The organism is Alicyclobacillus sp. CIJ1, from assembly GCF_057538885.1.
This window is the reverse complement of sequence record NZ_BAAJPH010000063.1, coordinates 80,942-94,671: the sequence shown is the minus strand read 5'-3', so window position 1 is coordinate 94,671 and position 13,730 is coordinate 80,942. Positions and strand designations below refer to the sequence as shown.

At 63.1% G+C, this 13,730-nt stretch carries 16 protein-coding genes; all 16 read right to left on the bottom strand.

Annotated elements, in window-relative coordinates; all coding sequences use genetic code 11:
• Positions 1-58: 58 nt before the first annotated feature.
• The 16 genes from yajC to tyrS all read right to left on the bottom strand — a co-directional run bounded on the left by yajC (position 59) and on the right by tyrS (position 13,586).
• The gene (gene yajC / locus AC27E8_RS01900) at positions 59-490 is read right to left on the bottom strand and encodes a preprotein translocase subunit YajC (RefSeq protein WP_487111323.1); all 432 of its coding nucleotides are present in this window, start codon (positions 488-490) and stop codon (positions 59-61) included.
• The gene (gene tgt, locus AC27E8_RS01895) at positions 487-1,626 is read right to left on the bottom strand and encodes a tRNA guanosine(34) transglycosylase Tgt (RefSeq protein WP_487099499.1); all 1,140 of its coding nucleotides are present in this window, start codon (positions 1,624-1,626) and stop codon (positions 487-489) included. The genes yajC and tgt overlap by 4 nt, the downstream gene beginning before the upstream one ends.
• A complete protein-coding gene (gene queA, locus AC27E8_RS01890) occupies positions 1,604-2,671 on the bottom strand; it encodes a tRNA preQ1(34) S-adenosylmethionine ribosyltransferase-isomerase QueA (RefSeq protein ID WP_487099500.1) in 1,068 nt (355 codons plus the stop codon). Before queA ends, tgt begins: the two co-directional genes overlap by 23 nt.
• 122 nt (positions 2,672-2,793) lie before the next feature.
• Positions 2,794-3,660, bottom strand: coding sequence for an anti-sigma factor domain-containing protein (locus AC27E8_RS01885; RefSeq protein ID WP_487099501.1), 867 nt, complete (start codon positions 3,658-3,660; stop codon positions 2,794-2,796).
• Between the two features lie 4 nt (positions 3,661-3,664).
• A complete protein-coding gene (sigI, locus tag AC27E8_RS01880; RefSeq protein WP_487099502.1) occupies positions 3,665-4,426 on the bottom strand; it encodes an RNA polymerase sigma factor SigI in 762 nt (253 codons plus the stop codon).
• Positions 4,427-4,502: 76 nt separating this feature from the next.
• Complete coding sequence (gene ruvB / locus AC27E8_RS01875; RefSeq protein ID WP_487099503.1) at positions 4,503-5,501, bottom strand: Holliday junction branch migration DNA helicase RuvB; 999 nt, start codon at positions 5,499-5,501, stop codon at positions 4,503-4,505.
• A 23-nt stretch (positions 5,502-5,524) separates the two neighbouring features.
• The gene (ruvA, locus tag AC27E8_RS01870; RefSeq protein ID WP_487099505.1) at positions 5,525-6,151 is read right to left on the bottom strand and encodes a Holliday junction branch migration protein RuvA; all 627 of its coding nucleotides are present in this window, start codon (positions 6,149-6,151) and stop codon (positions 5,525-5,527) included.
• Entirely contained in the window at positions 6,148-6,702 is a 555-nt protein-coding gene (gene ruvC, locus AC27E8_RS01865) for a crossover junction endodeoxyribonuclease RuvC (RefSeq protein ID WP_487099507.1), read from the bottom strand. The genes ruvA and ruvC overlap by 4 nt, the downstream gene beginning before the upstream one ends.
• Before the next feature lie 111 nt (positions 6,703-6,813).
• Positions 6,814-7,158, bottom strand: coding sequence for a hypothetical protein (locus tag AC27E8_RS01860; RefSeq protein ID WP_487099509.1), 345 nt, complete (start codon positions 7,156-7,158; stop codon positions 6,814-6,816).
• Positions 7,159-7,228: 70 nt separating this feature from the next.
• Positions 7,229-7,972: a YebC/PmpR family DNA-binding transcriptional regulator gene (locus AC27E8_RS01855; RefSeq protein WP_487099510.1), complete on the bottom strand. Its 744-nt coding sequence runs from the start codon at positions 7,970-7,972 to the stop codon at positions 7,229-7,231.
• 18 nt (positions 7,973-7,990) lie between these two features.
• Positions 7,991-8,842 (bottom strand): NAD+ synthase, encoded by an 852-nt coding sequence (locus AC27E8_RS01850; protein WP_487099511.1) that lies wholly within the window; start codon positions 8,840-8,842, stop codon positions 7,991-7,993.
• On the bottom strand, positions 8,826-9,707 hold the full coding sequence (locus tag AC27E8_RS01845; RefSeq protein ID WP_014464987.1) for a nitrilase-related carbon-nitrogen hydrolase: 882 nt from the start codon (positions 9,705-9,707) through the stop codon (positions 8,826-8,828). Before AC27E8_RS01845 ends, AC27E8_RS01850 begins: the two co-directional genes overlap by 17 nt.
• An 88-nt stretch (positions 9,708-9,795) precedes the next feature.
• Positions 9,796-10,722 carry a phosphotransferase gene (locus AC27E8_RS01840; RefSeq protein ID WP_487099512.1) on the bottom strand — a complete coding sequence of 309 codons (927 nt, stop codon included), beginning with the start codon at positions 10,720-10,722 and terminating at the stop codon, positions 9,796-9,798.
• A 14-nt stretch (positions 10,723-10,736) separates the two neighbouring features.
• Positions 10,737-11,513, bottom strand: coding sequence for a LysM peptidoglycan-binding domain-containing protein (locus AC27E8_RS01835; protein ID WP_487099513.1), 777 nt, complete (start codon positions 11,511-11,513; stop codon positions 10,737-10,739).
• A 54-nt stretch (positions 11,514-11,567) separates the two neighbouring features.
• Positions 11,568-12,275 (bottom strand): sporulation protein YunB, encoded by a 708-nt coding sequence (locus AC27E8_RS01830; RefSeq protein WP_487099514.1) that lies wholly within the window; start codon positions 12,273-12,275, stop codon positions 11,568-11,570.
• Between the two features lie 66 nt (positions 12,276-12,341).
• Positions 12,342-13,586 (bottom strand): tyrosine--tRNA ligase, encoded by a 1,245-nt coding sequence (gene tyrS / locus AC27E8_RS01825; protein WP_487099515.1) that lies wholly within the window; start codon positions 13,584-13,586, stop codon positions 12,342-12,344.
• Positions 13,587-13,730 lie beyond the last annotated feature (144 nt).

The window sequence follows — 13,730 nt, the reverse complement described above, 5'->3', positions numbered from 1 at the left end:
GCGGGGGATGCGGGAGGCCGACGGGCTGCAGACGCGCAACGACCTCCCCATCCAGCTTTTACGCCCCGCCGTGTTCTTTGTGATGCTCTTCGAATTCCCGCTCCGCCTCCGAAGGACCATCGTGACCCTCATCGGTCGCCTCGACATCGTGATCCACGCCGCGATCCTCGGCCTCGTTCGCCTCATCCGCCTCGTCCTCGGCTTCGTCGTGTTCCGCGCCATGGCCTTCTTCCACAACGCGGACAATGGCGCGCTGGTCCATCTCCACGTCCACGCCATCCGCGATGCGAACAATCGCGATGTCGCCCTGCATCGCGACGATCTCGCCGTACAATCCCGCGGCCGTCATCACGCGCGCACCCGGCCCCAGTTTCTTCATCATCTCTGCGCGGCTCTTCTGCTGGCGCCGCTGCGGCAACAGAATGAGCACGTAAAACACCACAATCAGGAGAATCAAAAACAGAATACTGCTGCTACCCTTCAAACTCACACGTCCTCTCGCTCGGATGTATAACCGTACCTACTGTAGAATTCGCGCTTGAACGCCAAAAACCTGTCCTCCTCGATAGACTTTCGAATTTCCCTCATCAGGTTGAGCAAAAAGTGCACGTTGTGATACGTGGTAAGCCGCACGCCGAGGATCTCTTCCGCCTTCAGGAGGTGCCTGATGTACGCGCGGGAAAAGGTCCGGCACACGCGACACGAACACGACGGGTCGATCGGGAGAAAGTCGTCCCTGTACTGCGCATGTTTCATGACCATCTTGCCAGTCGATGTGAACACAGTTCCGTTGCGCGCAATGCGCGTAGGAAGGACGCAATCGAACATGTCGACGCCCCGTTCCACACCCTCGAACAGATCGTCCGGGCTGCCCACGCCCATCAGATACCTGGGCTTCTCTACGGGAAGGAGCGGCGCCACGTGCGACAGAATCTCGTACATGAGGGACTTCGGCTCTCCGACGCTGAGCCCGCCGATGGCGTAGCCGGGCAGGTCGAGCTCTACCAGCGCCTCGACAGCTTGCCGCCGGAGATCCAAATGCTCTCCGCCTTGCACAATCCCAAACAGCGCCTGCTCTTCCGGGCGCGCGTGCGACTCCTTGCATCGCTTCGCCCACGCAAGAGTCCGCCGAAGGGAGGTCTCTAAATACGATCTCGTCGCACCGTAGGGCGGACATTCGTCGAGCTGCATGATGATGTCCGCTCCCAACGCATTTTCGATGGCCATCACCGTCTCGGGGGAAAAGAACCGCGGACTTCCGTCGATGTGGGAACGAAATTGCACGCCCTCATCCGTAATCTTTCGGAGGCTCGCCAGGCTAAGCACCTGAAATCCGCCGCTGTCCGTCAGGATGGCACCCTTCCACTGCATGAACCCATGCAGCCCTCCGGCGCGCTGCACAATGTCCTCTCCGGGGCGCAAGTGAAGGTGGTACGTGTTCGCCAGGATGATGCCCGCGCCGAGCTCCTCAAGCTCCCAAGGCGCCATCGTTTTCACGGTGGCCTGTGTGCCAACCGGCATAAATACCGGAGTGTCGATCACGCCGTGCGGCGTGTACAGCCTCCCCCTCCGCGCCTCCGTGTGGGAGCATCGCTTGAGGAGTTCATACCTCACGGGTACCTGCAATGTCGGCCCTCCTCTTGATGAACATGGCGTCGCCGAAGCTAAAGAACCGGTACGAACGCTCCACGGCCTCGCGGTACACGGCCTTCGCATAGTCCGTGCCCATGATGGCGCAAACCAACATGAACAGCGTCGACTTGGGCAGGTGAAAATTCGTAATAAGCCCGTCCATGATGTGGAACTTGAAACCCGGATAGATGAAAATGTCGGTCTCTCCCTGCTTCGCCTCCAGCACACCGGACTGACCCGCCGCCTCGAGCGTCCGCAGCGCCGTGGTGCCGACAGCGATGACCGGCCTGCCGTCGGCCTTGGCGCGGTTCACCATCTCGGCCGTCTCCGGACTGACTTCGTACCACTCGCTGTGCATCCGGTGTTCTTCCACGTTTTCCACCTGCACGGGGCGAAACGTCCCGATTCCCACGTGCAGCGTCACGTGGCATAGCTGAACGCCCTTGTCCCGAAGTCTCTGCAGCAATCGCTCCGTGAAATGGAGACCCGCCGTGGGTGCGGCCACCGATCCCACGCGTTTCGCGTACACGGTCTGGTACCGCTCCTGGTCTTCCAGTTTTTCATGAATGTAAGGCGGAAGGGGCATCTCACCCAGCCGATTCGCGATGTCGATCACGGACTCCGTTGTGTCGAATCGCACGAGCCGTATGCCTTCGTCCTCCTCACCCACGACTTCCATCTCGACGACATCTCCACCTTCGCCGAGCACCAGCCGGTGACCGACGCGAACCCGCTTCGCGGGGCGAGCCAGGCATTGCCATGTATTCGGCTGATGGTCCATCGGACGAACCAGCAAAAGCTCGACGTGTCCGCCCGTGTCGGGCTTCACAGCGTGTAAACGCGCAGGCAGGACGCGCGAGTCGTTCATCACCAGGACATCGCCTGGATTCAACTCCTCGACAATGTCCGCAAAGATGCGGTGCCGAACGACGCGATTCACCGGATCGACCACAAGCAGCCGGGATTGGTCTCGCTCCGGCAGCGGCTGTTGCGCAATCAAATGCTCAGGAAGTTCAAAATCAAAGTCTTCGACGCGCACGAGCATTCCTCCCAACGCGTATCACAGGGTCAAAGCGAAAAAAGCTGCCCCATCACTGGGACAGCCCGTTTCGTCTCATGGTTTCGTGGCCCACGGGCGATGTCGTGTGGGACGAACGAGCATCACCCATTATACCGAGGCTCACCGCGGGAATTCAAAGGCTGGCTCAAGGCCGCTTCCACGATGCTGGCGACTTCCTCGTAGTTGCCGGTGTTCAACCCTTCGAGCGCCGTGTGAAGGTCGTGGGCCTGCGCGACTACGGTCTGGACGTTGGCCGAGCTCAAATCGGTCAGGTGGACGTGCACGCCTACCTCTTGCGCCAGGAGATAGCTCGCGTACTGCGCAGGCGCCACGTGATTCGCCAGCGCCTGGTCCCACACGCTCCGCGACAGGGCCATGCTATACACATTGCCCTGGCCCTGCGTCGCGCCCTGAACGGCGCTCGTCACAGCGCGATTGATGTCGGAGCCGGCGTCGTCGCCGTCGAGCGAGGTGGTGGCCACCACGACACTGTCGTTTCGCGGCATCTTCCCCTCGGCCGCGAGCTCACCAACGAGCGATCGGACCGCGTCCGCGAGCGGTTTGCCCTTCACGCGCACGTGCGCGAGGATGGACTGGCCGACTGCGTTATACGCGCTCGCCGACACCACGCGCATGTGCTGGTCGACGGCAAGGCTCCACTCAGCATTGGCATCGACCGACACGAGCGCCTGGGGCCGCGCGCCCCACCCGGCCACAGACAGTGCGCCCCCTCCCATCGCGGCGCAGAGGGCGCAAGCCGCAACGGCCCCAACCGCCACACGGCGTCGGGCCCAAGCGCGCAGCCACCCTCCGCCCGCCCGTCTTCCGACGCCCATGTCGATCACGTCTCCGACCGACATGCCGGGCCTCGCGGTCACGTTCACAAAGGCTCCGTCGTCCGTGAGCAAAATGGCGCGATTGCCCTGGAGCTCCACCACGACGGCGCGACCCCGGACTCGCACACTCATGACGTCAATCCCCTTCCGCCCTGAGAAGAAACGACTTCAACATCGGAAAGTCACCGGACAGCAAGAGAACCATCGCAAGGATGTACTTGCGCTGGCGTTCGAGCGTCTTGCGCGACACGCGGACCCGTTCCTCCACTTGACGAAGCGGCAGCGCCTTGCGCCGATAGACGTACGCCACAAGTTCGGGATCGGACGCAATCGCATGGGCGCACAGGAGCGCGTTTCGGCGCGCGTCCTCGTGCTTGGGCGAAAGCTCCACCAACTCCCGAAAGGACAACCCAAACTCCTCGAGCCGACGTGCATACTCTTCGATCTCGTACGCCCGCATCGCGGCCTCTTCCCGGCGCTGATGCTCCGCGATGGAAGACGCCACCTCGACCCAGTTCGAGACGTGATCGTCCTCGTCGGCTTGATCGAATTCGCTCCACGGGCGCAGCCGCGCGCGATGCTGACGCTGCGCTCGAAAGAAATCGACGAGGCGCCGCCGGATCACGGTTTCCGCAAACGTCAGAAACGACGCCGCGCGCTCATCTTGATACCGATCGATGGCCTCGTTGAACGCCGCCAGCGACACGCTGTATTCGTCGTCCGCGTGTGGATCGATATATCGCTTGGCCGTTTGCGACGCGATTCGCAGGATAAAGGGTATGTACAGGGCAATGAGCTCATTGCGCGCGTGCGCATTTCCGGCTTTCGCACTTTGGAGCAGGCGGGCCAACTCGTTTCGTTCGTCTAATGACCTTCCGCGAAACGGGAGAACGCCCACGCTCCCACCTCACCTCATGAATTCGTTCCCGGCCCCACGTTTACGGGGGTGCGGATGGATAAGCCGGCGTTCTGCTTCAGCCTGAAGGCACGGCGCGTCCCAGGTGGCGATAGGCGGACGGCATGACGACGCGCCCGCGCGGCGTCCGCTTCAAGAAGCCGATTTGAAGCAAGTACGGTTCGTACACGTCCTCCAGCGTCGACGGCTCCTCGCCGACTGCGGCCGCGAGCGTGTCGAGCCCGACAGGGCCCCCGCCGAATTTGTCCATCGCCGCCTCTAGAATCCGCTTGTCGGTGGCGTCGAGCCCCAGGGGATCCACGTGCAGTTGCGCGAGCGCCTCGGCGGCCCGCGCCGCGTCAATTTCCGGCCAGCCTGCGACCTGCGCGATATCGCGCACCCGCTTCAACAGCCGGTTCGCGATGCGCGGCGTTCCTCGCGCTCGGCGGGCAATCTCGGCGCATCCGTCCTCCGTGATGGCCAGTTGCAGAATCCGCGCATTGCGCTTGACGATCTCGGCGAGATCGCGCACCGGGTAGTAGTCCAGATGCAGCATCACGCCGAAGCGATCGCGCAGGGGGTGCGACAGGAGCCCCGCGCGGGTCGTGGCGCCAATCAGCGTGAACGGCGGAAGGTCCAGCCTCACGGAGCGGGCACTCGGACCTTTGCCAATGACGATGTCAATCGCAAAGTCCTCCATGGCCGGATAGAGGACCTCTTCGACGCTCGGCGACAGGCGATGGATCTCGTCGATGAACAGCACGTCGCCCGGCTGCAGATTCGTCAGGATGGCCGCGAGATCGCCGGCGCGCTCAATGGCCGGACCGGAGGTCACCCGGATTTGGACGCCGAGCTCGTTGGCGATGATCATCGCAAGAGACGTCTTGCCGAGGCCGGGCGGACCGTACAGCAGGACGTGATCGAGCGGCTCTCCGCGCTCTTTGGCGGCCTGAATGAAGATCCTCAGGTTCTCCACGACAGCGCGCTGGCCGATGTAATCGTCGAGAAAACGGGGGCGAATGGTGTCAAGCTGCGCGTCCTCGCGCATCCATTCGGCAGAAATCAGTCGCTCGTCCATCCGGCCACCTCCTCATCCCTCGGCTACGGCTGCGACAGCGGCTCGTTCCGCGCGCCTCGCGCATACAGATACGTCAGTGCCGCCTTGATGGTGTCTTCGACGGACTGGCCACCTCCGCCGACCGCGGACACCGCCTCTTCGGCCTCCCGAGGGCGGTACCCGAGCGCGACAAGTGCTGACACCGCGTCCTGTGCCGCTGAAGCCTGCGGGCCAGAAACAGGAGCGGGAGCGCGCAAGGCAACGGGCGCCAAGTCGTCGAGCTTCTCGCGCAGTTCCACGACCAGCCGACTGGCGAGTTTGCGGCCAATGCCGGGCAGGCGACTCAGGCTGTCGGCGTCCTCCGCCAGGATGGCTGCGACAATTTCGCCGACTCCTGCAGCCCCAATGACCTGAAGCGCCAGCTTGGGCCCAATCCCCGACACCGCGACCATGCGTTCAAACAGAGCCCGTTCCTCGACGGTCTCGAAGCCGTAGAGCGCCCAGCCGTCCTCGCGCACATGATGGTGTGTATACAAGAATGCGGTGTCGCCGAGGTTCAGCGCCGCGTGCGTGCGATCGCTCACATGCACGCGATAGCCCACGTCTCGCACGTCGAGATCGACATACCCTGGCCCGAGGAACGTCACGCGCCCCCGCAAGAAAGCGATCACCGAAAACGCCCCCGTTCCCACATCCATCCCGTCTGCTTGCCCGCGGCCAGTCTCGCCTCCAGCTCGCCGATCCGTCCGGCATGCGCATGCGCGATGGCGACTGCCAGCGCGTCGGCCGCGTCATCGGGCTTCGGGACGCTCGTCAGCCGCAAAACGAGTCTCACCATCTCCTGAACCTGCCGTTTGTCCGCTCGTCCGTACCCTGTCACCGCCTGCTTGACCTGCATGGGCGTATACTCCGTCACCGCAAGCCCCGCTTCCGCGCCCGCCAAGAGGGCAACGCCGCGCGCCTGGCCGACCGTGAAGGCGGTCGTCGCGTTGCGGCTGAAGAACAGCTCTTCTACCACCATGACCTCAGGACGATACGTTCGGCAGAGCTCCGTCAGCTGTTGAAAAATATGCTGAAGCCTCTCGGGCAAAGGCGTGTCTGCACCCGTCTCGATACAGCCGTGCGACACATGGCGGAGCGAATCACCCGGCCCTCGCTCAATGATGCCGAATCCCAGCCGGGCCAAGCCGGGGTCCACGCCAAGGATGCGCAAGGACTCCACAATCGCTCCTCCTCGTGTTCTCTATTTGTCATTCGCCACGAACCCTCGAAACTCCTACCCATACAGATATGGAAAATAGAAGGACGGGATGACAACAGGGCGATCGCTGCGTCACACCGAGCGATCGCCCGGAATCCGCCCGCCGGGATCGCGCATATACACGGGCGTGAGGAAGTAACAGCTGAGGGGAATGTCAAGTCGCCACGCGGGCCTCGATCCGGCAAACGCCACCACCGCATCGTCCTCGACCCGCCGACGCTCGATCATCATCGCACCTGTGTTCGTCTCGTTGACGAGAATCACGCGGCGCGCAGGATGATGGACGCGATGATGCGATCCGAAGTCCGTGCTCGCCGACGCTGCCTCGCGGGCCTCCACCGAGGCCCCCCACGCCATCGCGGCGCAGGCGGACAAGGCCGCAAGCACTGCGCGCATGCCACCCTTTCGCATGGCCATCTGAACCTGCCTCCCGCCTCATCGAGAAGGTTCAGAAGTTAGCGTGCGCACATGCGAGACCATTATGCGCCTACTCGTCTTCTTCCTCCTCGTCGCCCGTGTCGAGATTCGTGTACACGGTCTGCACATCATCCAGCGACTCGAGGGCCTCGACGAGATCGTACACCTGCTCCAACGCCTCCTCGGGCAGATCCATCTTCGTCGACGCCTCGTACGTGAGGGACGCTTCCTCGTAGGGAATCCCTTTCTCCTCGAGGCTCATTCGCACGGCGCGGAAGTTGTCCGGGGTCGTCTTCACGACGTACGTGCGGGATCGCTCGATCACGTCCTCAGCCCCCGCCTCGAGCGCCACCATCATCAGATCATCTCCGTCCACCTTGTCCTTGGGGACGACGATCTCGCCGAACCGCTGGAACATCCACGCCACGGCGCCGGATTCGGCAAGATTCCCGCCGTGCTTGCGAAACAGGTGCCGAACCTCCGCGGCGGTGCGGTTGCGGTTGTCGGTGAGGATTTCGAGCAGAAGGGCCACCCCATGCGGGCCGTACCCTTCATAGAGCAACTCTTCGTAGGTGGCGCCTTCGATCTGCCCCGTGGCCTTCGCGATGGTGCGCTGGATGTTCTCCATGGGCAGGTTGTTCGCCCTCGCCCGTTCGATGGCGACGCGCAGCCGGAAATTCGTCTCGGGATTGCCGCCGCCCTCGCGCGCCGCCTGGTAGATATCCTTGGACAGCTTGGTGAACAACTGCCCGCGGATGGCGTCCTGCTTGCCCTTTCGCCGCTGAATATTGTGCCACTTCGAATGTCCCGCCATGTCCATTCACTCCAAGCATCAAGTTCCCCAGTCGCGCAGATACCGAAAATCGAGGCCAATGGTTCGCCCCGACAGCTTGGCGATAATCGGCATGCGCCGCTTGTACTGATTGCGTCGAACGCGCTCGACGATGGCCCGCACCAGGCGCTCCGGATAGCCGCGGCTCACGATCTCGTCCGGCGACATCCGGAGATCCACCCACTGGTACAAGATCTCGTCTGCCTCGTCGTACGAGAAGCCGAGTTCCTTTTCATCCGTCTGATCCGCCCACAAATCCGCGCTGGGCGCTTTCTCCAGGATGCTCCTCGGCACGCCCAGATGCGCAGCCAACTGCCGCACCTGGCATTTGTACAAATCCCCAATGGGATTGAGCGCGCTCGCCATGTCTCCGAACTGCGTGCCGTAGCCGAGCAAGAGCTCCGTCTTGTTACTCGTGCCAAGCACAAGTGCGTTCATGGCGGCCGACAGATCATAGAGCGTGACCATCCGCTCCCGCGCCATTCGGTTACCGCGCCGGAGCGCGTTCGCCTCGTATCCGAGGACCCGATCCACCTGCTCGAAATACGCATCCACGGGGGCGGTGATGTCGATGATCGTGTGCGGAATGCCGAGCGCCTCGACGACCTTGAGCGCATCCTCGAGGCTCTTCGGTTGGCTCGTCCGGTACGGCATCAGCACCGCGTGCACCCGATCCCGCCCCAGCGCCTCCGCCGCCAAAAACGCCGTAAGCGCCGAATCGATCCCGCCAGACAGGCCAAACACGGCCTTTTGGAAGCCCACTTTCGTCACCTCGTCGCGGAGAAACCCCGTCAACACCGAGGTGACGAGCGAGGGATTCAACGCAAGCTTTGCCTCAATCTCCGGCCTCATCGGTCGACCTCCTGCGCACAGCCTCCTGCATCTCGGCGAGCACGAGGCGAACGCGCTCGTCGCGCAAGAGGGGCGTCGTGTAGCGCGCCCGCCGCACCATCCGAAAGTCGAGATCGGCCACGACCAACGCGCTCTCGGATGCGGGCCCTTCGGCCACCCATTCCCCATCCGGCCCCATCACGCCACTGCCTCCGTAAAAATGGACGCCGTCCTCGTAGCCGACGCGGTTGGCGAAGACGAAAAAGCAGCCGCACAGCTGCGCATACACCTGCAGCAACTGCCGCCAGAAAGCGTGCGAACCGAAATCGGAAGCGGCCATGGTGTTGCGCCATGGGCTAGAGGCCGGAACATAGATGATGGATGCGCCCTGCACCGCGAGCAGATAAGGACTTGAAAGGTGCCAGGCATCCTCGCAGATCAAGACGCCAGCTTGTCCTCCCTGCGCAGAAAAGGTGCGGATTCTGTCGCCCGGCGCAAAGTAGCGGCGTTCGTCGAACATCCCGTAGGTCGGAAGGTACAGCTTCCGGTGCCGGTGCACGAGGCGGCCACCGGATGCGTAGGCCGCCGTCACAAAAAAGCGGCAGTCGTCCGCCTCCTCGACGAAAGAGAAGATCACATCCAGTTCCTGGCTCGCCTGAATGAGGCGTTGAATGTCGGGGTGACTCACATGGCGCGCCACCTCGAGCGTGAGATCCTGCGTCTGATACCCGGTGAGCCCGAGCTCGGGAAACACGAGCACCTGCGCGTTGACTTGTTTGGCCTCGTTCACATATTCGAGATGCCGGCTCAAATTCGCGGACACGTCGCCCAGTTTGGGCGCAAACTGCGCAATGGCGACGCGGAACGCCGACCAAGCCACGTCCATTCCCCCACCCGTCGACTTCGTACCCAAACAGTATACATGGTGCGCCGAGCAAACGGAAGAAAGCGCCTGGCGGCGGTCCGGACGCGTATCAGGCTTCGAGCTCGCGCAGCCAGGCTTCGTGCAGGCGAGCGCGCTCCTCCTCGCGCCTGAGCGCATAGCGAAGCCGCCACATCCGGCTCGCGGATTGACCTCCGCGAAACGCTTCCGCGAGCGCGCGCAGCGCCATGTCCGGCCACGCGCCGAGCCTCACGAGCGACACCAGGTGCTCCTCATGCAGTTCCGCCGCCTGCGCGTAGGCGAGCCAGAGCCGTTGATACGAGCGGGAACACAGAGGAACCAGGTATGCGACGTGGCTCACCCACTGAATGGGATCGGCAAACGGATCATCGTAGCCGGCGTGATCGAAGTCGATGAACATCACGGTCCCGCCTGGACCGACGAGCACGTTGTGGGGCGCGAGATCGCGGTGACAGAAGGCGAGCGGACGCGCTCCCTCCACGTAAGACGCGTACACCGCGCGAGCGCGAGCGGCGATGCGGCGGAGCAACTCGGCCATCTCGGCATCGGCCGTCACGGCCTTGAGCCGTTCGAGGAGCTGGAGTTTCGCCCGCCATTTGTCTCGCAACGTGGCGGTTTGCAAAGCGCGAAGGACCCCTTGGGTCGGCGCAGCGCGCTGGGCCCGCGCCAGCGCACGCGTGACCGCAAGGCGCTCCGATTCGTCGCTCGCGTCGACATGCCGGCCTTCGAGCCAAGGCTGGAGATAATACCACGCGCCGCGCCCGTCGGAGACGCGCATCGTCCCGCGCGCCGTCTCGAGCGGACTGGCGGCGGCAACGCCCAAGCGCGGATAGTGACGGAGGACGTCGGCGAGCGCCCGAAGGCGCTCCTCGCTGTCCTGGGGACGTGCGCGCTTGAAGATATACCGCGACGTCCCCGCGACAATCCCCCAGACCGTGCGCTTGTGCACGATGGCCTCCGCTTCGATGCCGTACGCGCGGCGGACGAGATCGGCCATTTCGCCGGCATCCATCACGCATCGTTCCCTACGCGCACGACAAACGGCTTGGACCAACCCTCTTCGTCGGTCTCCGGCAGCATCGACTCCGCCCACCGGTACGGCTGATGCATATGCGGGCCTCCGTCGCCTTCGGGACCAGGCAGCGTTTGTTCCGCTATCTCGCCCGCAGGCCCACCATTCTCGTACGCCGACGCTTCCGCGTCAGGCGCGTTCCACGGCTCAACCCCCTCATCGGGCATCACTTCGGGCGGCTGCTGCAAGTGCCCCTGATGGCCCTGACCGCCGAGGAACACGTCGGGCGAACCTTCCGTGAGCACCCCTTGAGATGGCGCAGCCCCAACGCCAGGAGCGGGCATCCAGGCGCCTGGAGACAGTTCGGGTGCCCCCGCGGGCATTTGCGGCTCGCTGCCGAGCGGCACATAGACGACAAGCCCGGGTGTCAGCTCGCGGGAAGCGAGCGCAGGATTCAGGTGCTCGAGGTCCTCCACGGTGACGTGGTAGCGATCCGCAATGCTGGCCCAGGTCTCACCAGGCTGCACCGCATGCGGCCACACGTAGCCGAAATAAGGTTTTGTGACCACCTTGCTCGACTTCGGCTGCGCTTTCTTCGCCTTCGGCTTGGACGAGGTTCCTTTGCCGAGTTCAGGAATGATGATGGTCATGCCTGGCGTAATGTCGTTGGCGTTCTTGATCTGCGGATTCGCGGCGAGAATGAGCGGCAGGCGCACGCCTGTCTTGCGGCTGATTTGGTACAGCGACTCCCCTGGTTTGACGACATACTTTTTCATCCTGGCTCCAACCTCCTAGGCTTTCGCGGAAGCTAGAGCAGTATATGCGCAAGCCTACGAGGTGGCACCGGTTCCGCCGGGAAAGACGACATTCGGCACAGGTCCGCTCATGACGATGTACACGACGGGCGATCTCGCCGTCACATGCACGGGGGATCGGACGAGCGGGGTGATCGTCATGACGTCGGCCGTGAGGTCAAGGTAGACGATGTGCACCACTTGATTCACGCCTTTCGAGGCCACGTCCGCGTCGAGGCGCGCATGAACAGCTCCGACGAGGGAAAAAGACACTGGAACCGTGGCGGTGTAGCCCGCAAGGATAGACCCCGAAAGCGCCTGGAGAACGGGGAGCGTGAGGGTCTGTCTGCGAAGCGTCTCGAGGCGGGTTTCGCTTGCGTGGATGGCTTCACTCTGAAGCTTGGCGAGCTTCGCCATGTTCAACGTGACGACGGAAAACGCCTGGCCGTTTAAGCCGCGTTCCATGCGGATGCTGACCAAATCTTTCCCATCTGGGTAGGATGAGAGCACCTCTCCCATGGCCTGGTTCAGCGCTTCGGTGGCGACGCGCGTGGCGAGCGACGCCGATGCGGTGCGCACCATGGGCGCGAGCCTCCACTCCAGCCAAAACACCAAAAGGCCGAAGGCCGTAAAGCTCACGAGAGCAACGCCGAACCATCTGCGCGCTGGCCGGCGCCGTCCCAGGGCGCGCACCGCTGGGGTCCGTCCGGTTCGCCCAGGGCGCGGCACAAACCATCTCGGCACCGCCCTCACCCCCTCGTCCATACGTACGCGGGCGTGAGGCGGCGAATGCCTCGCGATGCCGATATCTCATCCTTTCGTACGCAGTCGAACAAACTGCCGCTTGCCTCGCTGAAGGACGTCACCGTCCTGTGGGCAGTACTGCATGTCCGTGTCAGTCACTTTCGTCCCATTGATTCGAACGGCGCCCTCCTGAATGGCGCGGCGAGCGTCGCTGTTCGACTGGGCAAAGCCGAGGTCCACCAGCCACTTGACAATCCATTGCGCCTCGCCGGTTACCCGCCGCTCGGGCATGTCCTCCGGCAGACCACCTTTTTGGAAGACGGTGCGCCAGTGTTCCACGGCTTCCCGCCGCGCCTCTGGCCCAAGAAAGCGCTCGACGAGCTCTTCGGCGAGCTGCATTTTGGCGTCGCGCGGGTTCATCCGCCCGGCCTCGACCTCCCTGCGTATCGCCTCAATCTCATCCTGCGGCCGAAGCGATAGCAGCTCATAGTATTTAAACAACAAGCTGTCCGGCACGGACATCAGCTTGCCGAACATGTTGTTGGGCTCCTCATTCAAGCCAATGTAGTTGCCGAGGCTCTTCGACATCTTGTGGACGCCGTCTAACCCCTCCAATAGGGGCAACATCACCGCCACCTGCATGGGCTGGCCAAATTCGCGCTGAAGGTGGCGACCCATGAGCAGGTTGAACTTCTGATCCGTTCCGCCCAGTTCCACGTCCGCGCGCAGGTGAACCGAGTCGTACGCCTGCATGAGGGGATAGAAAAATTCATGGACGTGAATGGGGCGATTGTCCTGGAACCGCTTTTGAAAGTCCTCTCGCTCGAGCATGCGGGCCACGGTGATGGTCGACGCGAGGCGAATGACCTGCGCGAAATCGAGCGGCGCGAGCCAATCTCCGTTGTACACGACCTGCGTCTTCGCCGGATCGAGGACCTTGTACAACTGTTCCACGTACGTCTTCGCGTTCTCGGCCACTTCTTCCGCCGAAAGTTGCTTGCGTGTCTCGGCCTTGTCGGTGGGATCCCCAATCTGGCCCGTGAAGCTGCCAATCACGAGGAACACCTGATGACCAAGGTCCTGAAACTGGCGCAACTTGTGCAGCACCACGGTGTGCCCCAGATGAATGTCGGACGATGTCGGATCGATGCCAAGCTTCACGCGCAGCGGTCTTCCGGTCCGCACGGATTCCCGCAGCTTCTGCACCAATTCGTCCTCCGGGACGATCTCGGCCGTCCCGCGCCGAATGATGGCCAGTTGGCGCGCCACTTCCGCCTCCTGGTCCGGAGTCAACACGGTCTCCACTGCCACCTGATTCGCTCCTCCTGCGTCCGTTCGATAGAGTGTCCCATCCTCGGCGTCTGAAGCGCCAAGACTCGGTGTCCCCACAATAGCATATCGCCGCCTGTTTTTCACCGGCCGGAGCGCCCCTGAGACCTGGTATGGTCCGCTTCG